At 69.8% G+C, this 24,876-nt stretch carries 21 protein-coding genes and 5 pseudogenes; 19 read left to right on the forward strand and 7 right to left on the reverse strand.

Annotated elements, in window-relative coordinates; genetic code table 11:
- Window positions 1-58: 58 nt before the first annotated feature.
- A pseudogene (locus tag A6A06_RS18395) lies at window positions 59-1,339 on the forward strand (IS701 family transposase).
- A gap of 163 nt (window positions 1,340-1,502) precedes the next feature.
- A pseudogene (locus A6A06_RS18400) lies at window positions 1,503-3,078 on the forward strand (IS1182 family transposase).
- 82 nt (window positions 3,079-3,160) lie between these two features.
- Here A6A06_RS18400 and A6A06_RS18405 read toward each other — a convergent pair.
- Complete coding sequence (locus A6A06_RS18405) at window positions 3,161-4,942, reverse strand: PucR family transcriptional regulator (RefSeq protein ID WP_079194114.1); 1,782 nt, start codon at window positions 4,940-4,942, stop codon at window positions 3,161-3,163.
- A gap of 222 nt (window positions 4,943-5,164) precedes the next feature.
- On the opposite strand from A6A06_RS18405, the gene A6A06_RS18410 reads away from it, so the two are divergent.
- From A6A06_RS18410 to A6A06_RS41780, 11 genes and pseudogenes are all read left to right on the forward strand, one after another.
- Window positions 5,165-5,647, forward strand: coding sequence for a general stress protein (locus A6A06_RS18410; RefSeq protein WP_073762398.1), 483 nt, complete (start codon window positions 5,165-5,167; stop codon window positions 5,645-5,647).
- 55 nt (window positions 5,648-5,702) lie between these two features.
- Window positions 5,703-7,601, forward strand: coding sequence for a molecular chaperone DnaK (gene dnaK, locus A6A06_RS18415; RefSeq protein WP_073762399.1), 1,899 nt, complete (start codon window positions 5,703-5,705; stop codon window positions 7,599-7,601).
- A gap of 9 nt (window positions 7,602-7,610) precedes the next feature.
- The gene (locus tag A6A06_RS18420; RefSeq protein WP_073762400.1) at window positions 7,611-8,231 is read left to right on the forward strand and encodes a nucleotide exchange factor GrpE; all 621 of its coding nucleotides are present in this window, start codon (window positions 7,611-7,613) and stop codon (window positions 8,229-8,231) included.
- A gap of 6 nt (window positions 8,232-8,237) precedes the next feature.
- Complete coding sequence (locus A6A06_RS18425; RefSeq protein ID WP_073762401.1) at window positions 8,238-9,191, forward strand: DnaJ C-terminal domain-containing protein; 954 nt, start codon at window positions 8,238-8,240, stop codon at window positions 9,189-9,191.
- Window positions 9,188-9,595 carry a chaperone modulator CbpM gene (locus A6A06_RS18430; protein WP_073762402.1) on the forward strand — a complete coding sequence of 136 codons (408 nt, stop codon included), beginning with the start codon at window positions 9,188-9,190 and terminating at the stop codon, window positions 9,593-9,595. The genes A6A06_RS18425 and A6A06_RS18430 overlap by 4 nt, the downstream gene beginning before the upstream one ends.
- The gene (gene clpB / locus A6A06_RS18435; protein ID WP_073762403.1) at window positions 9,586-12,225 is read left to right on the forward strand and encodes an ATP-dependent chaperone ClpB; all 2,640 of its coding nucleotides are present in this window, start codon (window positions 9,586-9,588) and stop codon (window positions 12,223-12,225) included. The genes A6A06_RS18430 and clpB overlap by 10 nt, the downstream gene beginning before the upstream one ends.
- Window positions 12,222-12,662 (forward strand): thioredoxin, encoded by a 441-nt coding sequence (trxA, locus tag A6A06_RS18440; protein WP_073762404.1) that lies wholly within the window; start codon window positions 12,222-12,224, stop codon window positions 12,660-12,662. Before clpB ends, trxA begins: the two co-directional genes overlap by 4 nt.
- Window positions 12,663-12,729: 67 nt before the next feature.
- On the forward strand, window positions 12,730-12,993 hold the full coding sequence (locus tag A6A06_RS18445; protein WP_073762405.1) for a UBP-type zinc finger domain-containing protein: 264 nt from the start codon (window positions 12,730-12,732) through the stop codon (window positions 12,991-12,993).
- A complete protein-coding gene (locus A6A06_RS18450; protein WP_073762406.1) occupies window positions 12,993-14,753 on the forward strand; it encodes an FAD-dependent oxidoreductase in 1,761 nt (586 codons plus the stop codon). The genes A6A06_RS18445 and A6A06_RS18450 overlap by 1 nt, the downstream gene beginning before the upstream one ends.
- 198 nt (window positions 14,754-14,951) lie before the next feature.
- A pseudogene (locus A6A06_RS42470) lies at window positions 14,952-15,304 on the forward strand (transposase); the annotation flags it as partial.
- Between the two features lie 945 nt (window positions 15,305-16,249).
- Window positions 16,250-16,492, forward strand: a complete 243-nt coding sequence (locus tag A6A06_RS41780) for a hypothetical protein (RefSeq protein WP_199930977.1) — start codon at window positions 16,250-16,252, stop codon at window positions 16,490-16,492.
- 49 nt (window positions 16,493-16,541) lie between these two features.
- Here A6A06_RS41780 and A6A06_RS18465 read toward each other — a convergent pair whose 3' ends face one another.
- Window positions 16,542-17,171 (reverse strand): type III effector protein, encoded by a 630-nt coding sequence (locus A6A06_RS18465; RefSeq protein ID WP_073762407.1) that lies wholly within the window; start codon window positions 17,169-17,171, stop codon window positions 16,542-16,544.
- Between the two features lie 128 nt (window positions 17,172-17,299).
- Here A6A06_RS18465 and A6A06_RS18470 point away from each other — a divergent pair, with 128 nt between their 5' ends.
- The 5 genes and pseudogenes from A6A06_RS18470 to A6A06_RS42825 all read left to right on the forward strand — a co-directional run bounded on the left by A6A06_RS18470 (window position 17,300) and on the right by A6A06_RS42825 (window position 19,694).
- Complete coding sequence (locus A6A06_RS18470; RefSeq protein WP_073762408.1) at window positions 17,300-17,731, forward strand: Hsp20/alpha crystallin family protein; 432 nt, start codon at window positions 17,300-17,302, stop codon at window positions 17,729-17,731.
- A 102-nt stretch (window positions 17,732-17,833) separates the two neighbouring features.
- Window positions 17,834-18,229: a DUF2267 domain-containing protein gene (locus tag A6A06_RS18475; protein WP_073762415.1), complete on the forward strand. Its 396-nt coding sequence runs from the start codon at window positions 17,834-17,836 to the stop codon at window positions 18,227-18,229.
- A gap of 59 nt (window positions 18,230-18,288) precedes the next feature.
- Complete coding sequence (locus tag A6A06_RS18480) at window positions 18,289-18,732, forward strand: DUF2267 domain-containing protein (RefSeq protein WP_073762409.1); 444 nt, start codon at window positions 18,289-18,291, stop codon at window positions 18,730-18,732.
- Between the two features lie 217 nt (window positions 18,733-18,949).
- Window positions 18,950-19,072: pseudogene (locus tag A6A06_RS43945) on the forward strand (zinc finger domain-containing protein); the annotation flags it as partial.
- A 175-nt stretch (window positions 19,073-19,247) separates the two neighbouring features.
- Window positions 19,248-19,694, forward strand: a complete 447-nt coding sequence (locus A6A06_RS42825) for a recombinase family protein (protein ID WP_242440808.1) — start codon at window positions 19,248-19,250, stop codon at window positions 19,692-19,694.
- Between the two features lie 573 nt (window positions 19,695-20,267).
- On the opposite strand, the gene A6A06_RS18490 is transcribed toward A6A06_RS42825, so the two are convergent.
- Complete coding sequence (locus A6A06_RS18490) at window positions 20,268-20,684, reverse strand: ATP-binding protein (RefSeq protein WP_079194115.1); 417 nt, start codon at window positions 20,682-20,684, stop codon at window positions 20,268-20,270.
- 751 nt (window positions 20,685-21,435) lie between these two features.
- Between A6A06_RS18490 and A6A06_RS18495 the strand changes: the two genes are divergently transcribed.
- A complete protein-coding gene (locus A6A06_RS18495; RefSeq protein WP_073762410.1) occupies window positions 21,436-21,774 on the forward strand; it encodes a MerR family transcriptional regulator in 339 nt (112 codons plus the stop codon).
- Window positions 21,775-22,004: 230 nt separating this feature from the next.
- Here A6A06_RS18495 and A6A06_RS18500 read toward each other — a convergent pair.
- From A6A06_RS18500 to A6A06_RS41785, 4 genes and pseudogenes are all read right to left on the reverse strand, one after another.
- Window positions 22,005-22,172: pseudogene (locus A6A06_RS18500) on the reverse strand (SCO5918 family protein); the annotation flags it as partial.
- 62 nt (window positions 22,173-22,234) lie between these two features.
- Entirely contained in the window at window positions 22,235-22,801 is a 567-nt protein-coding gene (locus A6A06_RS18505) for a hypothetical protein (protein ID WP_199930978.1), read from the reverse strand.
- A complete protein-coding gene (locus A6A06_RS18510; protein WP_073762413.1) occupies window positions 22,798-23,268 on the reverse strand; it encodes an ATP-binding protein in 471 nt (156 codons plus the stop codon). The genes A6A06_RS18505 and A6A06_RS18510 overlap by 4 nt, the downstream gene beginning before the upstream one ends.
- Window positions 23,269-23,992: 724 nt before the next feature.
- Window positions 23,993-24,223, reverse strand: a complete 231-nt coding sequence (locus tag A6A06_RS41785) for a hypothetical protein (protein ID WP_199930979.1) — start codon at window positions 24,221-24,223, stop codon at window positions 23,993-23,995.
- Window positions 24,224-24,876 lie beyond the last annotated feature (653 nt).

Raw genomic sequence — 24,876 nt, forward strand, 5'->3', positions numbered from 1 at the left:
ATCCGAGAAACAGCTCCTAGGTCTCCCTGCCGGGCTTACCCGGGGGCATGTTGGGTGTGTGGATGCACATGAAATACAGCGTGTCCGGACGGCGTTGGCGTTGTACGTCGCTGATGTGTTCGCGTCGGTGCCGCGCAAGAACCAGCGGGCCAAGGGTGACTGCTATCTGCGGGGGCTGATGCTGGACGGCCGCCGCAAGTCGATCCAGGCGATGGCCGCGCGGTTGCCGGACGGCAACGAGCAGAACCTGCAGCAGTTCGTGAAGCAGTCGACGTGGGATCCCCTGCCGGTGCAGCGACGGGTCGCCGAGCGGATGCTGTCGTTGATCAACAGGGTGGCCTGGGAGATCGACGATGTGTCGGTGCCCAAGGACGGGAGGATGTCGGTCGCGGTGGCGCCGCCGTACTGCGGCGCCTTGGGCAAACGGGCCAACTGCCAGGTCGCGGTCACCGTCCACGCCGCGACCGCCACTGCCTCCTGCCCGCTGCAGTGGCGCTTGTACCTGCCAAAGGAGAGGTCCTCGGACACCGACCGCCGGGCCGTCACCCTCACCCCGCCTGAGGCCACGCACCGCGAGAAGTGGCGTCTGGCCCTGGACATGCTCGACACCCTCGCCTTTTGGGGCACAACCCCGCCGCTCGTGGTGGCCGACGCCGCCTTCGGCACCAACGCCTGTCTGCGGACCGCGCTGTCCGAGCGCGGACTGGCCTACGTCCTGTCCGTCCGCTCGGATGTGAGTGCTCACCCCTTCGGTGCGAAGCCCGTGGCCCCGGCCCGCAACGGGCCCATCGGCTGCTGGCCCCAGCCGCGTTACCGGCAGGCCGCACCGCCGGTGGCAGCCCTGGCAGCCGGCCTCGGACCGGAGGCATTCATCCCTCTTAACTGGCGGAACGGCTCGCGAGGGGAATTACGCTCCCGCTTCGCAGCCGTGCGCGTTCGCCCGGCCGGCAAAGCCGTGGAGCGTCCGGTCCGAGCCGCTGCCTCGGCCGGACAGGGCTGGTGGGACGGGATCCTGCCCGCCTGCTGGCTGCTGATCGAATGGCTCGCCGACGCCGACGTACCGACGGACTACTGGCTGTCCAACCGGTCCGCCGACACTCCCCTTGCCGACCTGGTCCGTCCGGCCAAGGTCCGCCGGTGCATCGAGCACGACTAACGCGAATTCAAACACGGCCTGGGCCTGGATCACTTCGAGGGCCGGTCCTGGCCGGGCTGGCACCACCACGACCCCCTCGTGACGGCCGCCCACGCCTTCCTCACCGAGCAGCGCCTTGCCCCAAAAGTGCCCGCACCGGTCTCACCCTCTACCAGGCCCTCGACGCCCTCCAGGACGTCTTGAGGTGCTGGACCGGTGTCTGCACCACCTGCCACTAGCGCCTGCCCACCAGGACACACACGACACCAAGACCGAGACAGACCTAACGGAGCCCTACTAGAAGATCGCTGAAAATGTTCGGCTGTTCTGGTCCTGGATCACGCGGTCCGGGGCCAGTCTGGTGGGTATGCAGGGTGAGTGGGCCGGGGATCCGGTCGGGCCCGATGTATGGGAAACCTGCCGGGAGTTGATCCCGGAGGGGAGTGTGTTCGCGTTCCTGGCCGAGTACAGGGATGCTTTGTTCCCAGCGGGGATGTTCGCGGACATGTATCCGTCGTCCAACGGGCGGCCGAGCTATCCGCCGCAGGTGCTGTCCACGGTGGTGCTGCTGCAGGTCCTGAACGGCCTGTCGGACATGGAGGCCGTCCAGGAACTCCGGTGCGACCTGCGGTGGAAGGCCGCGTGCGGACTCGGACTGCTGGATGGCGGGTTCCACGCCTCGCTGCTGACGTACTTCCGGCGCCGACTGCAGCACTCGCGCGATCCGCACCGCGTGTTCACCGCCGTGCGCCAGGTTGTCCAGGCCACCGGGATCCTGAGCGGCTGCCACCGGCGGGCCCTGGATTCCACCGTCTTCCAGGACGCGGTGGCCACCCAGGACACCGTCACCCAGCTCATCTCCGCCATCCGCCGCATCGCCCGCGAGGTCCCCGGCGGCACCGAGACCGTGACGGCCCGGTGCACCGGGCACGACTACCTCGCCGGCCCCGGCAAGCCGAAGATCGCCTGGGACGACGAGAAGGCCCGGGCCGAACTCGTCGACGCTCTGGTCACCGACGCCCTCCAGGCCATGGCCCACCTGCCCGAACAGAACCTGGGCGAGAAGGCCGCGAACGCGGTCGGCATCCTGGCCCTGGTCGCCGGGCAAGACGTGGAGCCCGGCGACGACAGTGACGGAAGCGACGGGCGCTGGCGCATCGCTCACCGCACTGCCCCCGACCGCGCGCTCTCCACCGTCGACCCCGAGTCCCGGCACATCCACAAGACCACCCATGGCCACACGGACGGATTCAAGGGCCACCTCGCCATCGAACCGGAAACCGGGCTGTTCACCGCGGTCGCGCTCCGCCCCGGCAGCGGCACCGACCACACCGAGGGCACGGTCGCGCTGGAACTGCTGGCGCAGGAGACAGCCAGCCTGCACGTCTTCGGCGACACCGCCTACTCCGGGCAGAACTACAGGGCCGCCCTGGCCGAGGCCGGCCACCAGGTGTTCTGCAAGCCCGCCCCCTTGAAGGGCCCCGTGCCCGGCGGGTTCACCCTCGACGACTTCCGGATCGACACCACCGCCGCAACCGTGACCTTCCCGGCCGGCCACACCGCCCCGCTTCACGGCCCCACCCAGCCAAACCTTCAACGCAGGGCCCACTTCGGGGTGCTGTGCGCCAGCTGCCCGCTGCGGCCAAGGTGCACCACCGCCAAACGAGGCCGGATCATCGCGATCCGACCCCACCACGACCAGCAAGCCGCCGCCCGCCACCGACACCCACTGGCAGGCTCAGTACCGGCGTTGGAGACCACCGGTCGAACGCGCAGTCGCCTGGCTCGTCGCCCACAGCAACCGGCGCCTGCGCTACGTCGGCACCCTCAAAAACAACACCTGGCTCCACACCCGGGCCGCTGCCCTCAACCTCCGCCGACTGATCAACCTCGGACTCACCCACCTTGACGGCACCTGGACCATCGCCCCCGCCACCCCCTGACAGCAGGAGCGCTGCCCCCTGGAACACCCGCTGACCAGGCAAGATCTTCAGCGATCTTCTAGCACAGCTGTTGTAAGAGGCATCAGCCGGATCTGCCCAGCACGATCTTCCACACTCGGGTCGCCACCTGGAGGTTCAACCGGTCTTCGACGTTCGCGAGGTCGTTGCCGCTGATCTCGCGGATGCGCCGCAGCCTATAGCGAAGCGTGCTGCGGTGGATCGCGAGGGATGCGGCGGCCTCGTCGTAGTTGCCGCCGCAGTCGAAATACTCGGAGAGGGTCTCCACCATGGCCGAGTGATGTCGGGAGTCGTAGTCGATGAGCTGCCCGAGCCACTCGTGGACGAACGTCTCCAGTTCCTGATGGTCGGCGCCAGGTTCCAGGATGCGGTAGAGGCCGAGCTCGTCGAAGAAGGTCGTGCCGTACCGCTCGTGGGAATTGAGGCGCACTTCGAGGGCGCGCTGCGCCTCCTGATAGCGGCGGGGGATGTCGGGCACGGAGTCGGAAGGGGCGCTCACCCCGATCGTCCCGGACCGTGTGCCGGTTTCCCGGGCGAGCGCCTCGTGCAGCGCGCGAGCGTGCGGCCTGTCGTCGGCGACCAGGACGACGTGGTCGGCGCGTCGGGTCAGCAGCGAGTGCATGCCGACGGCAGAGGCCGCCCGGCCCACGGTCCGGGCGAACGAGTCGTCCGCGGTCCGCTTCGACCACTTCACGACGACGACGTAGTGGCTGCGGTGCAGGTCGTGTCCGACGGCCTCGGACCGGGCGTAGGCGCTCGCGGTGTCCGTCCCTGCCAGGAGGTCGTCGACCAGCTCACGGTGCAGCCTCAGCTCCACTTCGGCCAGGTTGCGCAGGTGCGCCAGCTCCATGGAGAGCAACGCGGCTGCGTGTTCCAGCGCGAACACGGTGTGTTCGTCGGCCTCACGCAGGGCGTCGACCAGGGCCAGCACGCCCAGGATCTCGCCATGTGGGCGGACCAGAGCGATCAGCCGGTCCTTTATCCGTACGGGCCCGACCTCCTGGGCGACGGCGTGCAGCGTGTCGTTCTGGCGGGCGGGGTCCGGTTCCGGGTAGGGGTCGGGTCGGCCGGCACCTGACCATGCCTTCAGCCGTCCGAAGCGGTCTTCGACCAGCGCCGGAAGTCCGGTGAGCTCATGCAGTGCGCGGGTGACGGCCTCCTCGCCGCCGCCAGAGGCGGCGATGTCGGCCATGAGCGCGTGAAGGGCCCGCTGGTACCTCAGCTCGGCCACCACGGAGATCAGCTGCTGTTGAAGAGTTGCGCGTTCCTCCCTGACCCGGTGGAGCTCCACCGCGTCCTCGCGTTGGCGGCGCTGCGCGAAAGCGATGGAAAGAGCAGCAGCGGTGTGCCGGACGAGCATGGAGAGCTGGGATCGCTGGGCCACCGTCGGGCGGGTTCGGGACGTCACCACAAGGTAGCCGTGAAGTCTCTCCAGCCCGCGCAGCCCCAGGGCCCAGCCCCAGGGCCTGCCGGGGACGGTCACAGGGCCGTCCAGCCCCTCCAGTTCCCGAACCCTTCGGTCCATGGCTGCGGCATGGGTCTGACCGTTCCTGGGACTGGGGGCCAGGTCACCGTCCACCTCGAGGTATCCGGCTTCGGCGCTGTATGGCCCGGCGGCGCCTATGTGGTGCATGGCCAGGCGCAGGATCTCGCCTTCGTTCGGGGCTTCGAGCAGGGAGCGGGAAAGTGACACCAGCTCGTGGAGGGCATCGTCGACCGGGCTCGTGGTGGACGGGCGCAGCTGTCTCCGTGCATCCGTGGGGTGCCGCCCGGCGCTGCCCGGCGAAGGGCTGCCTGCCCAGTCGGGGCAGGGGCCGTAGACGTCGTGTGACCGGCTGCTGGCCATGGGATCACTCCGTTCTCCCCGGAGCTCCGGGGAGGCGATCGTCTGCACGCCTGCCCACTCGGGGCGGCTCATCCGAGATGCCCAGATTCTTCCTTCTCATACTCGCGGGGTTACCAGGTCCGTGCACTTCTGACTCGTCAGGGGCAGGCGCGAAGCCGTCCGGCCAGCGACCCTGGGCAGGGTCTGGCAGCCTCCGCGGGCATCGGCAGGAAGGACCGGGTGATGACCGAGCAACCTCACAGGGCGGTTGCCTCGTGCAAGACGTACGAGGAAGCCGAACGCGTTGTTGACCATCTCTCTGACCAGGGGTTTCCCGTGGAAAGGGTGGCGATCATCGGTCAGGACGTGCGCATGGTGGAGCAGGTGACCGGCCGGATGGACTACGGCAGGGCCGCGCTTCACGGAGCGGCGAGCGGTGCGCTCCCCGGTGTCCTGATCGGCTGGCTTTTCGGCCTGGTGAACTGGCTCGACCCCGTCGTCTCCGCACTGCTCCTCGCCGTGTACGGGCTGATCTTCGGAGCGATCGTCGGTGCGCTGTTCGGCGTGCTGCTGCACGCGCTGCAGGGCGGTCGCCGGGATTTCGCCTCGCTCAGCTCGCTGCAGCCGAGCCGGTACGAGGTCGTCGCGGACGAGGCGGTCGCCGACGAGGCTGTACGGCTGCTCGGTCCGCTGCGTACCGCTGGCGGAGATTCCACTCGTACCTGAACGAACGTGATCCGGAGAGTCGGCGCAGGACCGCCGCACCGGGAGGAGATTTCTCATGGGCAAGGCAGTAGGTATCGACCTGGGTACCACGAACTCGGTGATCGCCGTGTGGGAGGGCGGCGAGCCGTCCGTGGTGCCCAACAGCGAGGGCAACCGCACGACACCGTCCGTAGTGGCCTTCACCGACACCGGCGAGCGTCTGGTGGGCCAGATGGCCCGGCGCCAGGCGATTCTCAACCCCAAGGGGACCATTTACTCGGCCAAACGGTTCATCGGCCGGCACTTCGATGAGGTCTCTGACGAGGCCAGGGCGGTCGCGTACGACGTCGTCGAGGGTGACGGCGGGGAGGCCCGCTTCCAGGTGCGCGACAAGTTGTACGCGCCTGAGGAGATCAGCGCCCAGGTGCTGCGCAAACTTACCGAGGACGCCTCCAAACAGCTGGGGGAACGGGTCACGGAGGCGGTCATCACGGTGCCCGCCTACTTCAACGACGCCCAGCGCACGGCCACCAAGGACGCCGGTCGGATAGCCGGGCTGGAGGTGCTGCGGATCATCAATGAGCCGACAGCCGCAGCCCTCGCCTACGGCATGGACAAGCAGCAGCACGAGACCGTCCTCGTCTTCGACCTGGGCGGCGGGACCTTCGACGTGAGCATCCTCGACGTCGGCGACGGCGTGGTGGAGGTGCGCTCCACCGCCGGTGACAGCCACTTGGGCGGCGACGACTTCGACCGGCGTCTGGTGGATCACCTCGCGGACGACTTCCAGAAGGAGAACGGCATCGACCTGCGCCAGGACCCGCAGGCGTTGCAGCGCTTGTTCGAGGCGGCGGAGAAGGCCAAGACCGAGCTGAGTTCGGTGACACAGACGCAGGTCAGCCTGCCGTTCATTACCGCCGACGCCGCGGGCCCCAAACATCTCACCGACTCGATCATGCGGTCCACCTTCGAACAGATCACCAGCGACCTGGTGGACCGGTGCCTCGGACCGGTCCAGCAGGCCATGACCGATGCCAAGGTCGGCGAGAGCGACATCGACGAGGTCATCCTCGTCGGCGGTTCCACCCGCATCCCCGCTGTTCAGGCCCTCGTGCGCCGGCTGACCGGCGGCAAGGACCCCAACATGAGCGTCAACCCCGATGAGGTCGTGGCCTTGGGGGCCGCGATCCAGGCCGGGGTGCTCAAGGGCGAGGTCAAGGACGTCCTGCTGCTCGATGTCACTCCTCTGTCGCTGGGTGTCGAGACACGCGGCGGCGTGATGACGAAGATCATCGAGCGGAACACCACCATCCCGGTGCGCCGCTCCGAGACCTTCTCCACCGCCGAGGACAACCAGCCCGCTGTCGACATCGTCGTACTCCAAGGCGAGCGCGAGCTGGCCGCCGACAACCGGGTGCTGGGGCGGTTCCAGCTCACCGACATCCGGCCGGCGCCGCGGGGCGAGCCCCAGGTCGAAGTCACCTTCGACATCGACGCCAACGGGATTCTCAACGTCACGGCCCGCGATCGGGACACCGGCAAGGAACAGGGCATCACGATCAGCGAGAGCTCCAACCTGGACCGCAGTGAGGTCGAACGCATGGTCCAGGAGGCCGAGCGGAACCAGGGCCAGGACCAGGCACTCCGCGAGGCCGTCGACGCCCGCAATGAGCTCGACGCCGTCGCCTACCAGGTCGAGAAGCGCCTCACGGAACTGGGCGACACGGCCCCCGCGCACGAAAAGGCACGCGCCGAGATGCTCGTGTCCGATGCCCGGGCGGCCGTCAAGGAAGAGGCGGGCGTCGAGCGCGTGCGGCCGCTGACCTCCGAACTCCAGCAATTGCTGGCGGGGCTGGCGGCCCACCAGGGCGCCGCCGACACGGGTGGCGCTGGGCAGGGCGCCACCACGGGCGGTCCCTCGAGCGGCAGTGACGGTGACGACGACGTCATCGACGCCGAGTTCGACAAGGACTGAGGAACCGCCATGCCGATCCACCCCGAGAAGCCCGACCCGGCCGTACCCGACTCCACCGGTCCGGCTGCGCAGGACGCCGAAGGTCCTCTTCCCGGCGTTCCGCCACGCTCGGGCCCGCCGACGGGGCGGGGGCCTGCCACGGACGAGCAACCCGGCCTCGGCGCGGCCGACGGCGGCCCGGCACCGTCCGAGGACGAGTACACGGCCGAACTCAAGGAACTGGAGGACCGCTGGCGTCGCGCGCTCGCCGACCTCGACAACCTGCGCAAGCGCCACGCCAGGGAACTGGAGCGGGAACGGCAGACCGAGCGTTCCCGGACGGCCGCCGCCTTCTTGCCTGTCCTGGACAACCTCGAACTCGCCCTGAACCATGCCGGCGCCGATCCCGGTGCCATTGTGGAGGGCGTCCACGCGGTTCGCGACCAAGCGGTGAACGTTCTCGAACTGCTCGGCTACCCGCGACACGCGGAGACCGGCGTCGCGTTCGACCCCGCCCGGCACGAGGTGATCGGCGTCGTCCAGGACCCCGACACCTCGCCGGGCACGGTCGTCGACGTGCTGCGTCCGGGCTACGGGGACGGCGAACATCAGCTCAGGCCCGCCGCCGTGACGGTCGCGAAGCGGGAGTGACCGGTCATGGCACAGGACTTGTACGAGGTACTGGGCGTGTCGCGGACCGCGAGCCAGGACGAGATCCAGCAGGCATATCGTCGGCTCGCCCGCAAGTATCACCCCGACGTCAACAAGGACCCGGGAGCGGAGGAGCGCTTCAAGAACCTCAACGAGGCGCACAGCGTCCTGTCGGATCCCAAGACCCGTGCCCGTTACGACCGCTTCGGCGAGGACTTCCGCAAGATCCCCGAGGACTTCGACGAACGGGCCGCGGCCGGGGCGGGCGGCGGCTTCCGCGCCCGGAGGACCGCGGGCGCGGGCGGCCCCCGAGGCCGGTACGCCACCGGCTTCGGCGACGACTTCGCAACAGAGGGTGTCGACATCGAGGACCTGCTCGGCTCGCTCTTCGGAGCGGGTGCCGCCCGCGGCGGTGTACCGGGAGCCGACCAGGAGGCCGAGCTGCCGCTCACCGTGGAGGATGCCTTCAAGGGCGGCCGTCGCACCGTCACGCTCGCCGGGCCCACCGGGCAGCCGCGGCGGTACGAGGTCAACGTGCCGCCGGGCGTCACCGACGGACAGCGCATCCGGCTGGCGGGGGAGGGTGGTCAGGGCAGTGGTGACGCCTCCGGAGGCGACCTGTACCTGCGGGTGCGTATCCAGCCCCACCCACAGTTCCGGCTGGACGGCCGAGATGTCCACGTCCAGGTCCCCGTCACCCCCTGGGAAGCGGCCCTCGGTGCGACCGTGCCCGTGCCCACCCCTGGCGGCGGCACGGCCAAGGTCTCAGTGCCCGCGGGCTCGCCCAGCGGTCGGCGACTGCGGCTGCGCGGCGAGGGGATGCCCAATCCGCGCGGCGCCGACGGCGACCTGTACGCCGAACTCCGCGTCATGGTGCCGCCCACCCTGAGCGACCGGGAGCGCGAACTGTTCGAGGAGCTCGCCGCCACCTCTTCCTTCGACCCCAGGAGGACGCGATGAACGACCGAGCCGCGGGAGCGGCAGGCATCGGCCGGGCCGGCATGGGCGACCGTCCGGTACGAACGGGTACCGGCCTGACCGCCGCGACGGCCGTCCGGTACGCGCTCGTGCCCCTCCGCAGACTCTCCCTGGACACCGTGGCCCGTCGCTCGGGCCTCCACCCCGTCCTGATCCGCAGGTTTGTCGCCCTCGGACTGGTCGACGCCGACCGCGACGCCGCGGGGCAGCTGATGTTCGACCCCACGGCCCCGGCGGTGCTCGCCCGCATCCAGCGGCTGCGCTCCGGACTCTGCCTCAACTACGCCTCGATCGGCCTGGTGCTCGACCTGCTCGATCGCATCAGCCTGCTCGAAGCCGCCCTGCGAGGGCGCGGCACGAGGAGTGAAAACCCCCCATGGACATGAATCGTCTCACCCAGAAGTCCCAAGAAGCCCTCCAGGAAGCCCAAAGTGCGGCCGTCAGCCTGGGGCAGACCGAGGTCGACGGGGAACACCTGCTGCTCGCGCTCCTCGATCAGGAGGACGGTCTGGTCCCGCGGTTGGTGCACCAAGCCGGTACCGAGCCGGACGAACTGCGCGCGGCCGTGCGCGAGGAACTCTCCCGCCGCCCGAGGGTCACCGGCCCCGGCGCGGCCCCCGGCCAGGTCTTCGTCACCCAGCGTCTGGCCCGCCTGCTCGATGCCGCCGAACGGGAGGCAAAACGCCTCAAGGACGAGTACGTGTCCGTGGAGCACCTCCTGCTCGCCCTGGCGGAAGAGGGCTCGTCGACCACCGCCGGGCGTCTGCTCAAGGAGGCCGGCGTCACCAGGGACTCGTTCCTGAGCGCGCTCACCCAGGTCCGCGGGAACCAGCGCGTCACCTCCGCCAACCCCGAAGTGGCCTACGAGGCTCTGGAGAAGTACGGCCGCGATCTCGTCGCCGAGGCAAGGAACGGCAGCCTCGATCCGGTCATCGGCCGGGACGCCGAGATCCGCCGCGTCACCCAGATCCTCAGCCGCAAGTCCAAGAACAACCCGGTCCTCATCGGCGACCCCGGCGTCGGCAAGACCGCCATCGTCGAGGGTCTCGCCCAGCGCATCGTCCGCGGCGACGTGCCCGAAGGGCTGCGCGACAGGACCGTGTTCGCCCTCGACATGGGCTCCCTGGTCGCCGGGGCCAAGTACCGCGGTGAGTTCGAGGAACGCTTCAAGGCCGTGCTCAGCGAGGTCAAGGCCGCCCAGGGACGCATCCTGCTCTTCGTCGACGAACTCCACACCGTCGTCGGCGCGGGTGCCGCCGAAGGCGCCATGGACGCGGGCAACATGCTCAAGCCGATGCTCGCGCGCGGCGAACTCCACATGATCGGCGCCACCACCCTCGACGAGTACCGCAAGCACATCGAGAAGGACGCCGCCCTTGAGCGCCGTTTCCAGCAGGTGGTGGTCGACGAGCCGAGCGTGGAGGACACCATCTCCATCCTGCGAGGACTGCGCGAACGCCTGGAGGTCTTCCACGGAGTGAAGATCCAGGACACCGCGCTGGTCTCCGCGGCCACCCTCAGCCACCGCTACATCACCGACCGGTTCCTGCCCGACAAGGCCATCGACCTCGTCGACGAGGCGTGCGCCCGGCTGCGTACCGAGATCGACTCCATGCCGGCCGAACTCGACGAGATCACCCGCCGGGTGACCCGCCTGGAGATCGAGGAAGCGGCCCTGTCCAAGGAGACCGACCCCGCCAGCAAGGCCCGCCTGGAGGAGCTGCGCAAGGAACTGGCCGACCTGCGCGGCGAGGCCGACGCCAAACACGCCCAGTGGGACGCCGAACGACAGGCAATCCGCCGCGTGCAGGAGCTGCGCCAGGAACTGGAGCAGGTCCGCCACGAGGCGGAGGAGGCCGAACGCGCCTACGACCTCAACCGCGCCGCCGAACTCCGCTACGGCCGCCTCCAGGACCTGGAGCGCCGGCTCGCCGCGGAGGAGGAGCAACTGGCCGCCAAACAGGGGCAGAACCGGCTGCTGCGCGAGGTCGTCACCGAGGAGGAGATCGCCGAGATCGTCGCCGCCTGGACCGGCATCCCCGTCGCCCGCCTCCAGGAAGGCGAACGCGAGAAACTGCTGCGCCTCGACGAGATCCTGCGCGAGCGCGTCATCGGCCAGGACGAGGCCGTCAAGCTCGTCGCCGACGCCATCATCCGCGCCCGCTCCGGCATCCGCGACCCCCGCCGCCCCATCGGCTCGTTCATCTTCCTCGGGCCCACCGGCGTCGGCAAGACCGAGCTGGCCAAGACCCTCGCCCGGGCCCTGTTCGACTCCGAGGAGAACATGGTCCGCCTCGACATGAGCGAGTACCAGGAGCGGCACACCGTCAGCCGGCTCATGGGTGCACCGCCCGGATACGTCGGCTACGAGGAGGGCGGCCAGCTCACCGAGGCCGTACGCCGCAAGCCGTACTCGGTCGTGCTGTTCGACGAGATCGAGAAGGCGCACACCGATGTCTTCAACACTCTGCTGCAGATCCTCGATGACGGCCGTATCACCGATGCTCAGGGCCGCACCGTCGACTTCCGCAACACCGTGATCATCATGACGTCCAACATCGGCTCCGAGCACCTACTCGACGGCGCCACCGCCGAGGGTGAGATCGAGCCCGACGCCCGCGCCCTGGTGATGGGCGAGCTGCGCGGACACTTCCGTCCGGAGTTCCTCAACCGCGTCGACGACATCGTGCTGTTCAAGCCGCTCGGTGAGCGGCAGATCGAGCGGATCGTGGAGCTGCAGTTCGACGAGCTGCGGCAGCGGCTCGCCGAGCGCCGCATCACCGTCGAACTCACCGACGCCGCGCGGAAGCTGATCGCCCACCAGGGCTACGACCCGGTATACGGGGCCCGGCCGCTGCGGCGTTACATCTCCCACGAGGTCGAGACGTTGGTCGGGCGCGCCCTGCTGCGCGGGGACGTCCAGGACGGCGCGACGGTGCGCGTCGACACCGAGCACGGAGAGCTGGTTGTCACCTACGACCAGCAGGAGGGGGCCCGGGAAGCGAGGGCGGCGTGAACACCACCCGGACGACGACGGTGACCTGCCCGAACTGCGGGCGCGGCAACCGGATTCCGGTGGCCGCCGAGGGACGGCCCAGGTGCGGCCACTGCAAGCAGCCCCTGCCCTGGCTCGTGGATGCCGACGACGACGACTTCGCCGAGATCGCCGAGCGCGCCTCCGTGCCCGTGGTCGTCGACCTCTGGGCCACCTGGTGCGGCCCCTGCCGCATGGTCAGCCCCGCCCTCGAACAGGTCGCCCGCGACCTCGCCGGACGGATCAAGCTCGTCAAGGTCGACGTCGACAAGAACCCACAGCTCAGCCGCAGATTCGAAGTGCAGGCCGTGCCGACCCTCCTCGTCCTGGATCAGGGCGAGCAGGTCGCCCGGCAGGCCGGCGCGGCACCCGCGCACGTTCTGCGCACCTGGGTCGAGCAGGCGATGGCGGGCCGGTAACCCACTGCAGAAGGGAGAGCACGACGGTGCTGCGGCTGAGTATCCCAATCACGCAAGGAGAACCCTCATGGCCACGATTCCCGACCCGCACCTGGCGATGGTGCGCCCAGTGACGCCGCGTACGCCGGAGGGCTGCGAGGAGTGCCTCAAGGAGCATTCCCCATGGGTGCACCTGCGCCTCTGCCTCACCTGCGGACACGTCGGCTGCTGCGACTCATCGCCCCTCAAACACGCCAGACGGCACGCGGGGAGCACCGGTCACCCCATCGTGCAGTCCTTCCAGCCGGGAGAGGACTGGCGCTGGTGCTTCGTGGACGAGGCCCTGGTCTGATGAGCACCGCCGAGCACAAGCACGGTGCGGTCCGCGAGACACCTGACCGGTACGGGGCGTTCCCGCGTCTGACGCCGGAGCAGCTCCAGGACCTCACCGCGCACGGTGAACGCCGCAGGACCGCCGAGGGCGAGGTGCTGTACCGCGAGGGCCGGCCGTTCCGCGAGTTCCTCGCGATCCTCAGCGGAACCGTCGAGATACTCCACGACCACGGTGGGCCCGACGAGCGCACAGTGGCTGTGCAGGGGCCCGGCGGGTTCCTCGGTGAACTCGGGCTGCTGGAGGGCCAGGCAGCGTTCGACACGGCCGTGGTGCGACAGGCCGGCGAGATCCTGGCCGTGCCGGTGGAGCAGCAACGCGCCCTGGTCGACGGCGACCCCGTCCTCGGTGACCTGATCCTCCGCGCCTATCTGAGCCGCAGGTATCTGCTCATCGGCCTCGGTGCCGGCTTCCGGATCCTGGGTTCGTGCTATTCACCGGACACGTTGCGGCTGCGTGAGTTCGCCGCCCGCAACCGGCTGCCCCACCGGTGGGTGGATCTGGAGAAGGACAAGGAGACTGATGCGCTGCTGCGTCGGTTCTCGATCCGACCCGAGGAGACCCCGGTGGTCCTCTGGCAGGGCGAGCGGGTGCTGCGCAATCCGAGCAACGCCGAACTCGCCCGGCTCATCGGGCTGCCCGCCCCCGTCCCCTCGTCCGATACCGGACGGTGCGACGTGATGGTGGTCGGTGCGGGCCCCGCGGGACTCGCCGCCTCCGTGTACGGCGCTTCCGACGGCCTCACCACGGTCACTGTCGACGCGGTGGCCACCGGAGGCCAGGCCGCTACCTCGTCCCGCATCGAGAACTACCTCGGCTTCCCGTCGGGCATCTCCGGCGGCGAGCTCATCGAACGCGCGGTGCTCCAAGCCCACAAGTTCGGTGCCCGCCTCATGGTGCCGGCCCAGGTCACGGGGCTCAGCCCGCAGGACGACGAGTACGTCGTCACCTTCACCGACGGGTCCAGGGTGCGGGCGGGCGCCGTGGTGCTCGCCTCGGGCGTGTGGTATCGCAGGCTCGAAGTGCCCGGCCTCGACCGCCTGGAAGGCATCAGCGTCTACTACGCGGCGACGGTCCACGAGGCCAGTCTCTGCCGGGCGGATCCGGTCGCCGTGGTCGGCGGTGGGAACTCCGCCGGGCAGGCGGCGCTGTTCCTCGCCAACCACGCTTCCCAGGTTTATCTCCTCGTCCGGGGCGGCGATCTCAACGCGGACATGTCGCGCTACCTGGTGGATCAGGTGGAGCAGCACCCCAGGATCGAGGTGCTGCTCCACACCGAAGTAAGGGGCATCGGTGGGGCGGAGAAGCTGGAGTCGCTGACAGTGGAGGACAACGCAAGCCGTGAGCGCCACACGCTGCGGGCCGCGGCGCTGTTCGTGTTCATCGGGGCCCGGCCGCGCACGGAGTGGCTCAGGGGCGTGCTGGCCCTGGACGAGAAGGGCTTCGTCCTCACCGGCGCCGACGCCCAGGCGGTGGCCGACGCGCATCAGTGGGCTTCGCTGGGCCGCGATCCGATGCTGCTGGAGTCCACCCTTCCCGGGGTCTTCGCCGCCGGCGATGTCCGAAGCGGTTCGGTCAAACGCGTGGCCTCGGCGACCGGTGAGGGTGCCATGGTGATCCGCCTCGTGCACGAGCACCGAGAACAGGCGGGCAACCTGGTCCGCTCCGCGGGCCCCGAGGGGCCTCGTCCGGTAGCGGGTCAGTCGGTGCCCTGGCGGTGACCGCCCCTGACGGACCCCAGCAGACGGCCCGACACATCACATGGGCATCCCCCAGCGGGGGCCCGGTGCACCGCCGCGGGTTCCCCGGGTGGAGGTAGCCGTGCGGGGGAGGGCAGGCAATGTCGCCTGCACCTGCTGGCGGGGGCCGGCGTGCCGCGCGGAGTGTCGACGTTGCCTACGCCGCGCTCCATGCGATCGCCCCGGCGCTACCAGCCCCACGGCTTCCCCGCTGGCGCACCACCTACCGCTACTTCGCCGCCTGGCAGCAGGACGGCGTCTTCGAGGAGTTCACCGGGCTGCTGCGGCGCCTGGCCCGCGCGGCCGAGGGTCGCGGCGGCGAACCCTCCGCGTGCGTGCTGGACTCCCAGACCATCAAGATCTCCGCCGACGTCCGCCGGAAGGGCCAGGGCACGGGCGCGGGCAAACGCATCATCGGGGGCAAGCGCCACCTCGGGTGCGACACGCCCGGCCTGCTGCTGATCGTGCTGGTGACCGCAGCGAGCGTCTCCGACACCGCCGCCGGCACCACGCTGCTGTCCCGCATCGCCGCCGCCGGCCACGGTGGGTCGGCTGTCCGCAGCGACACGGTCTCGGCTGGACGATCTGATCGACGAGGACGCCGGCGCGAGTGAGGACAGCGCGGGCGGCGGGAGCACGTTTCACCGGGCTGAAGGCCGACCCGGGCGCGCCGGGGCTGGACAGCCTCCTGGCGGAGGTGAACAAGCTCCAGCGGGTGCGGGCGCTGGAGCTGCCGCCGGAGCTGTTCGGGGACGTGTCGCAGAAGCTGGTCGCCGCCTGGCGAGCACGGGCGTCGAAGGAGTACCCCTCGGACTTGCGAGCGGTGGCGGGCCCCGTGCGCTACACGCTGCTGTCCACGCTGTGCCGTGTGCGGGAGACGGCGATCGCCGATTCGCTGGTTGAGCTGTTCATCCAGCTCGTGCAGAAGATCAACACGCGGGCGGAGAAGAAGGTCGAGGGCGAGTTCAACAAGGCGATGAAGCGGGTCCGGGGCAAGGAGGGCATCCTGCTGCGACTGGCTGAGGCAGCCGTGGCGGAGCCGGGCGGCACGGTCTGCAAGGTGATCTATCCGGTGGCCGGGGAGTCCACACTGAAGGCGCTGGCGGCGGAGGCGGTGGCGAACGAGGCCCGCTACCGGGCCCGGGTGCGTACGGTGCTGCGCTCGTCGTACTCCGATCACTGGCGGCGGATGCTCTCACCGCTGCAGGGCGCGTTGAAGCTGAAGTGCAACAACACCGCCTACCGGCCGGTGATGGACGCGATCGTTCTGCTCAAGCGGTACCTGGGCCAGCCCATCGCCAAGGAAGGCGCGTTCTTCGACGAGGCGGAGAAGATCCCGCTCGCGGGTGTGGTGCGCGAGGAGTGGCGTAAGGCGGTGGTGGACGAGCGCGGTCGGGCCGAGCGCATCCCGTACGAGCTGTGTGTGCTCGTCTCGCTGCGGGACGTGCTGCGGCGGCAGAAAGTTCTGGGTGTCGGGGGTGAACCGGTGGCGGAATCCGGAGGACGATCTGCCGCCGGACTTCGAGGACAACCGCGATGTGCACTACGACGCACTCCGCCAGCCGCAGGACCCGCACGCCTCCTACGGCCGGTTCGAGCTGGACATGGGCTCCCACCTCGACCTCGTCGCCGCAGTGGCCGCGCTGCCGAGCCCCCGCACTTCGCCCGAGGCGGAATCCGCACGGTCGGCGGCGGCCAGTTCGGCCAGGTCGGCATCCTGAAGACCCCAGGCCCGGCGTCGCCGGCGGGCGGCTGGATCGTTGACTCGTACTACGGGGCTGTGAGGGTGTCGAGCCGGGCAGCGAGATCGGGGTGGGCGGCGGCCAAGTGGGGGCGGGCGGTAGTCAAGGGTGCGATGAGGTCGGCGGGATCGTCGTTGGCGAGGGCCGCGTGGATTTCGCTGAGCGAGCGGCGGGCCGCGGCGGGCAAATCGGTGAGTGCGGTGATCTGTCCGGCGAGACGGCGCAGGTCGGCGGCGTTGCGGCGGGCCCAGGCGGCGGTGGTGCGGTCGGCGGCGCGGGCCTGGCGGGTGGCCGTCACGCGCTGTTCGCCGGTGGTCCCGGCAGGGCCGGGGCGGCCGCGCAGGTAGCGGCGCTCGGCGGCCTGGCGGCTGGCGACGCCGAGGGGCGGGGCGAGGTCGGCCCAGCTGGCGCCCGCGTCACGGGCCGTTTCGATCAGGCCGGTCTCCCATCCGGCGAGCCGCTCGCGGACCTGCCGTAGCAGCGACAACGAGGCCAGGGCCTGCTCCGGGCCCGGCCCGGCATCGAAAGCGTTCGGGGCCTCCTGCTGGGCCTCGCGCAAGGCGTCGTCTATGGCGTTGAGGGCCGCCGCGGCGGCGAGGAATGACGCTGGGCTGTGGGCGTCGGTACCGGTCGTGGACGGCTGGTCGGTCGGGGTCACGGGCACCTCCCTAGGGCTGTCATCAGGTAGACGACATCTTGTTTGTCATCCATTGGATGACATGTTACAACAGTGTCAGTGCAGCGCATTGGCAGCAACTGCCTGAACCTGCTGGAGGTGTTTTCACGATGTTGATGCGCACTGACCCCTTCCGTGAGCTGGACCGGCTTGCGCAACAGCTGGTGGGCCCGGGTACCTGGTCGAAGCCGTCGGCGATGGCGATGGACGCCTACCGCGAGGGTGACGAGTACGTGGTGGCCTTCGATCTTCCCGGTGTCACCGCGGACGCGATCGACATCGACGTCGAGCGGAACATGCTCACCGTCAAGGCCGAGCGACGGCCGGTGGCGAAGGCCGACGAGGTGCAGATGGAGCTGTCCGAGCGGCCGCTGGGCGTCTTCTCCCGCCAGATCGTGCTCGCCGACACCCTCGACACCGAGCACATCAAGGCCGACTACGACGCGGGCGTGCTCACCCTGAGCATCCCGATCGCCGAGCGCGCCAAGCCCCGCAAGATCTCCGTCGGCGTCGGGACCGGCCACAAGGAGATCTCCGGCTGACCCGGCCGGACAGGTGCGGAGGACGGGCAACTGATCTCCCCCTCCATCCCGCCCTCCGCACCCCGTGGGCAGTTTGAGGAACAAGAAGGGGTGGCGGCCGAGATGACTCTGCGACGCGAAGCGTTCCTCGACCACGTCAAGGAACGCGGCAAGTACGGCACTGTCGAGGAAGCCGAACGCGCGGCCCGCGTGGTGCTCGCCCTGCTCGGCGCGCACCTGGTCGGCGAAGTCCGCGCGCAGCTCGCGGCATGCCTGCCGGAGGAATTCGCCCTGATCCTGCTCAACCCGCTCCAGAGCGCCGAACCGCTGCCGACGGAGCGGTTCGTCCGGGCGACCGCGGCCTGGATCGAGGGTGCCACCGAGCAGACCGTGACCTGGGACGTCAGCGCCGTGCTGTCCACGGTCGCCGATACGGCCGGCGATGACCTGCTGGGGCAGATCCTGCTCCAGCTCCCCGCGGGCTACGACCTCCTCTTCGGCCGCCCCCAGCCCACCTGACCACCGGTGCCTGACACCGGCACCATCCCACCCTGGCTTGACGAAAGGCATGCACCCCAGTGATCACCGACGTGCGCGCACCGCTTGAGCGCCAGCAGCCGTACGGGACGGCGTATGAGCAGATGCTGGAGAAGGTCCGCTACGAAGGCGCCTACCCCACCCGCGAGCGAGCAGAGGAAGCCGTCCGCCTGGTCCTTTCGGGGCTGGGACGACAGCTGACCGGCGACGAACGCGTCGAGTTGGCCGCCTGCCTGCCCCGGGAGGCCGCACGTGTCCTGACCTCGCAGATCCCCGACACCCAGCCACTGACCGGCTGGGGCTTCGTCAAGGACCTCGCCGCCCGCACCGGCGCCTCCCTGGCCACCACCCGGTGGGACACCGGCTCCGTCTTCGCGGCCGTCGCCGCCCACACCGGCCCTGGCCTCATCACCCGCATCCTCCACCAGCTCCCCACCGGCTACGCCCTGCTGTTCGGCCGCGCCGAACTCACCCCGGCCGCGTAAAACGGACACCAGGCGCCCGGAGCCGCAACAGGGCCCACCCCGGTCCACCGGGTCGGCTCGCTTGGTGAGGTCCCCCGATCCGCGCGATCGGGGGACTCCCGCCTTTGCTGCTCAGCGTCCCGGCCCGTCGGCCGCTCCTCGTCGCGTCCCCTGACGAGCCGGGCGCACTGATGCGGGGCCCCCTTCTGCGACTTGCCTTGGTTGAAATTCCGGGCCCATGACGGCTCCTCAGCATCCTTCCCCGGCCGACCGGTCGGACGCCGGAGACGTCGAGCAGCATGCCTGCCCGAAGTGCGACGCCCAGCCCGGCTCACCGTGCCGCTCGCTCGGCGGCGCGGTCGCCTCCGTCTACGACACCCGCCGCTTCACACAGCTGCCCCGGCTGAAGAAGGCGCTACGGGTACCGCCCCCCCCAACGGCGCCGATCGACCCGGACCTGCCGAGCGCTGACATACGCATCGGGTACGCGAGGGTGCTCGACCCTCGGCCAGCAACTCGACTCGCAGCTGGACGCTCTGAGCAAGCACGGCACCCCGAGGGACAAGATCTTCACCGAGAAGATCAGCACCCGGGTGCGGGTCCGCCCGAACTTCGAGGAGGCGCTGAGGACGGCGCGGAAGGTCAAGGCGCACGCCCCGCACTGCCGGGTCATCTTCACCGTGTACGAGATGAAGCGCCTCGGCCGCGACGCCGCCGAACTCCCTGTCCTCGCCGACCACCTCACCGCTCACGGTCTGGTCCTGGAGATGCTCGCCGGACCCCTGCCCGACCTATTCATTCCCACTGGCAAGCGCAAAGGGCAGAACCCCTCCGTCGCCAGCATCTACCGGGCGCTCGCCGAGCACGCCAAGCGCGAGGCGTACCCCGAAGCCGTCGCCCAGGCGCACGACGACTTCGCCGCCCTCACAGGCAGCGAGGTTCCTGAACCTCGCACAGAAGCCAAAGCCCTAACGACACGCTGAGTTACTTGTCGCTTCGCGGCAGTTTCGGGAGGACAGGGCCGGCTCCGCCGCCCGGTCCCGGATCTGCTGCCACGCCGCCTCGGCGCCCCGGCCTGCCGTCACCAGCCGCAGAAGCCGGTCCGCGGGCGTCCGGCGACATCGGGGCCCTGCGCACGCGGTGACGCCTGAGCTCGCAGTTCTCGTCAACCAGTCGGTGAGTCTCCTCGATCACCGCACGCGCCGCCCGCCGCTGCTCACCAGCATGTTTACGCGCCTTGTCCAGCCGCTCCCACACGGCATCCCACTGCGCATCCTCCACCGCCATGAACACCGGCTTCCCCTTGGCAGTGCCGTCATGTCAGCCCGACTCTCGCCACGACGTTCCGGCCTCGCCGTGGCCGGGCGGCAAGGGCGTACCAGCGCGGAATGCCCGACCGCCGCCCGGCTGAGAAAGATTGTTCACCGGCGAGTCCCGGGGCCAACCGGGGGACGAGAAGTCATACCGCGCGGGTGGGCCTACGGTTCGCGGGCCTTGGTATGCCGGCTTTCCGTTCAGCGGCCTCAAGGGGGTCGGCGGGGCCGCCCGCGACGGCGCTACCGGGGGAGGAGGGCGCTGACCCTCTTGCCGCCGGACGGCCCGGGGGTGACCGCGGTGGTGCGGGCGAGGCGGTTGACCAGGGGCCAGCCGAACCCTCCGGTGCCGCCGTTCAGGTCGGGGGTGCGCAGGCGTGGCGTCTGCGGGCTGGGGTCGTGCACGGCCACCTCGATGCCGTCCGGGTGCGCGGTCAGCTCCAGGGTCCAGGTGCCGCCCGCGTGGCGCAGGGCGTTGGTGACGAGTTCGGAGACGGCCAGGAGCACGGTGCCGGCAGCCTCGGACGCGACCGGAGGCAGGAGGCCGTCCAGGAAGGCTTGGGCGTCCCGGCGGGCGTCGGCGGCGGAATTCCCGGAGCGAGCGGGGGCGACGCAGGCGCTCACCGTGTCCGTCAGCTCACCTGGTCCCTGGATCGTCAATGGCCGGCCGTGCCTGTCTGGAGCGTGTGCCCGGCTTGCGGCCCAGTACTCCGGTGGTGCGGGCGGTGCGCTGCCCCGTCACCGTTCGAAGCCGATTGCCTTCCCTCCGAACACGTAAAAATCTGTGTCGGCCGCAGTAGACATTGGGTGGTGGTGTGGTTATGGTTTCTCTCGTAACCAGAGAGACCGCAGGGCCCGGCAGAGACGAACTGCTGGGCAGCAGGACCCGCACATGCAGCATGCAGGACGGTGCGGCGGTGGAGTCCCGAAGCCACGGTTGCAGGACGGCGACGGGGCTGACGGCCGCACCGGGCGGCCCGCAGTGATCAGGGGCCACCGTGAGCAGCACCCCGGTGAAGGCGTCGGCTGCAGGCGCGCGCACCGGAACGCAAGGCAGTGAGCCTCCCGCCGCAGGACGGGCGACGGGGCCGACTGCCGGAATGCGGCGCTGTCCCAGGCCGCTGAGCAGTACGCAGCACAGCAGTTGATCACGAGGGAAGGACGGAGGAGCGATCGCCATCAGGATCGCCCGGGCGCACGTGTGAGGTCCGGGTACCGCAGGACATCGATAGTGAGGTGGTCTCCGGTCAAGCAACCGCGATCCCCGCAGCCCCGGCAGCCTTTCGGCCGGGCCAGCGGACACAGTAGGCCGGCGCGTCATCAAGGCCGGCAGATGGTGTAGCAGTTCCTTCGGGGCCCGGGTGCCAGGACGGCATCCGGGCCCCTCGACGCGTTCCATGAAAGAGGTTCAATGACAGCAGACGACTCGTACGGCCGGATCGACGACGAGGACTACCCCGCGTACACCATAGGGCGGGCCGCCGAGATGCTCGGCACCACCCAGGGCTTCCTCCGCGCCATCGGCGAAGCGCGCCTGGTCACCCCGCTTCGCTCCGAGGGCGGCCACCGCCGCTACTCCCGCTACCAGCTGCGCATCGCCGCCCGTGCCCGCGAGCTCGTCGACCAGGGCACCCCCATCGAGGCCGCCTGCCGGATCATCATCCTCGAAGACCAGCTCGAAGAAGCCCAGCGGATCAACGCCGAATACCGCCGCGCCGCCGAAGGGCCGACCCCGCCGGCCGAGCCCTGAGACAGGCGGGCCGGGCAGTGTGCAGAAGCTTCGTGATTGCTGCCCGCGGCGCTCCTTCGCCCGGGCCGGGAGCCCCCTCACGCCACGGAGGACACACCTCGTCGTTCTCCCTAGGATTCGTCCACGTTCTGCGAGCGCCGGGAACCCGTTGCAAGCCGCGTGGGCCCGGCCGGTACGTTCCGGCCGGGCCACACGCTTTCCAGGTACCGGCTCGTACCCGATTTCCCCGGTCAGGCAGGTAGGGGAGTGCCGAGCATCGCGGAAGCGTGCTGGAGCGGGCTGAGGACGCTTACGGGTGCGGCCTCGGGGAGGGGGTGGCAGGTGAAGCCGAGGCGCGTCATGGCCCGGACGACCTCGCCGGCGGTGAAATCACGGCGGTCCTGGCCGGTGATGACCTGGCGCGGGCGTGAGGGCTTGCAGGCCAGCCAGCACAGCCCGCGCCGGATCGCCTCCGACCACATCACACCGCACCTCCGACGAGCACGGCCCCGGGCCTGTCGGCGGTCGGCGCGAAGGTGGGCACGACGGTGGCGCGGCACCGGATCGCGAGCACGTGGCACACGCCGTCGTCCGTGACGACGCTGATGGTGAGGGACGAGCGCGGGCCGGAGAGGAACGAGCCCTGGCCGGACAGGCATTCGGCGTACTGCTGTCGGGCGCGGGCCTGCCGTAAGTTCTCCAGCTCCAGGTGAAGCGGCTGGTCTCCAGACACGTCGAGCCGACGCAGCGAGCGGTACAGCCAGTCCACGGCGTGCGTCACGTGCTCCGCCTGGCCGTCGTCCGTCTCCAGGTAGCTGCTTGGCCACCCGGATGCCGACTGCGCGTGCCCCACCCACCACGTGAGCAGCTGCGCCCGATCGGGCTGCTCCAGCGGCTCGCCCCACTCGAAGCTGATGCCGCGCCCGCTGACGGACACCGGCGGGACCTCGGGCGGTGGGGCCGTACCGTCGGTGGCCACGGAGGCAGTCGCCGGCCGGGACAGACGAGCCGTGCGCAGAGGACGTCCCCAGGTGAAGCCGAGCATCACGCGCTTGCCTCCTCGGCGGCACGGCTGGGCGCTGGAATGGGGAGCGTGCAGGTGACGGCCTTGCCGTCGCCGGTGATCTCCACGTCCAGACGGCCGTCGTACTGGCTGGCGAAGTGGTGCACGAGGAACAGGCCCCGCCCGCTCACGTCATCGTCGTGCGCCACGACTTCCCGGGGCGGCTTCGGGGACGAGTCCAGCACCCGGATCTTCCACGACCATGGAGATGAGGGGAACTCAACGACGACCCGCTGGCCGTCGCGTGCCCCGTGCTTCAGGGCGTTGGTGACCAGTTCCGAGGTGACCAGCTCCGCCGCGTCCCCGTAGGCGCCCGCGTACGGGCAGACTGCCTCCGCACACACCCGGCCCCACGCCCTGATCTCGCTGAGGTCCAGCCCCTCGCCCTCCCCGGACGACGGTCGTACGAGCAGGCTGGTGCAGGGACCTGGCAGGTTCCACCCGGACGTCATTCGTGGCGCACGGATGGAGGGCTGCTGATCTCTGTGGGCACTGGTCATCTGCTGGTCTCCAGAATCTGACGCGTGTCAGCCACGGCAGCGGGTGGGCGATGGGGAACGCCGTGACGTCGGCTGCCGCAACATGCCGACGTCACGATCGGAGAGCTGTCCCGGGAACCGAGAAATGCAAGAGTCGTCAGGCCCAGACTGCTCGGCAAGCGAGGCAACTCACGGAACCGTGACTTGGCCGCCGCAAATCAGGGTTTTCGCACTCAACTGCGGGATCTATCAGGGATAGTTGACTCTCAGCTTTGGATCATCTATCAGGCTGTCCGAGGGCTCAGCGAGGAGGAGGTGGGCAGATGGCAGGTCGCTCGGCACCCCACGGCCCGTCCTGTGCCAAGCGCCAGAGGCAACTGGCGACACAGCAGGCATGGACGGCCCGACAAACAGCTCTCGCCATTCACGAGTGCTGCGGTGTCACCAAGCTGCGAGCGCACCGCCTGGCACGCGGGCTCACCCTCCGGCAAGCCGCTGATCGGCTGCAAGATCATGCGGAAACGATCGGCCCAACGCACCGCGGCCGGATGACGAGCAGCTGCGGCTCTGGGAACTGGGGAGCCACAAGCCGCGCAAGGGGGCTGTGGGGTTGCTTTGCTGGCTATATGAGTGCGAGCCGGGAGACTTGGAGCTGGCACTCGGGCAAGAGCCCCCCTTGCCGGTGAACCCCCACGTCTCAACGCTCGCGGTCGCAGAGACCGCGGTGCCAGCTGATTTCACGCAGGGCCATCAGGCTGGGCTGTTCTTGGACGGCGTCGAGTTGATTCGCCGACAGATCGACCGGTCGCTGGCCGCATCGAGCGTCAGCACCGACCAGCTCGACATGCTGGACGAACGCCTTCTGTGGGCACGACAGCAGTACGTCTACACGCCACCCATCCCGATGCTCCAGGTCCTCTTGCAGCACCTACAGGAAGTCAAGGAGCTGACCACCGACCGGCAGCCGGCGATGGTGCAGGCCCGCCTGTCCGGAATGACAGCACTGCTGTCCACGCTCGTCGCTGACTCGCTCATGAAGCTGGGAAACCTCCCCCACGCCCGCGCCTGGTACGACACGGCCCGCAACGCCGCAGATGACAGCGGAGATGTCGAACTCAGGGCCCGCGTCAGGGCGCAGGCCGCGATGCTCCCGTACTACTACGGCCCCCCTCACGGCGGCGATCCAGCTAGCCCACGAGGCCAAACTGATCTGCCGGGGGCGACCGACCGCCACCGGCAGTTTCGCCGCAGCCGCAGAAGCCCGAGCGCGGGCCCAACAAGGCGACCGGGTTGGCGCCCAGGCCGCGATCCACTATGCCCAGGACATGTTCGCCCGGTGCGCTCCGGGAGCGGAGACCGATGCCTTCGCCTTCCCAGAACGGCGCTTCCTGCTGTACCTGAGCGGGGCATACACGGCTCTGGGCCAGACAGCGCACGCCCGACGTATGCAGACCCAGGCGGCAGCGCTCTACCCGGCCCGGACCGGTATCGATCCCGCACTGCTCAACTTGGAAGCCGCGATCTGCCTGGCTCAGGACCGAAGCCCTAGCGAAGCGTGCGACCTAGGCGCTGTTTCTCGGA

The organism is Streptomyces sp. CB02923 (assembly GCF_001905005.1).
Taxonomy (GTDB): Bacteria; Actinomycetota; Actinomycetes; order Streptomycetales; family Streptomycetaceae; genus Streptomyces.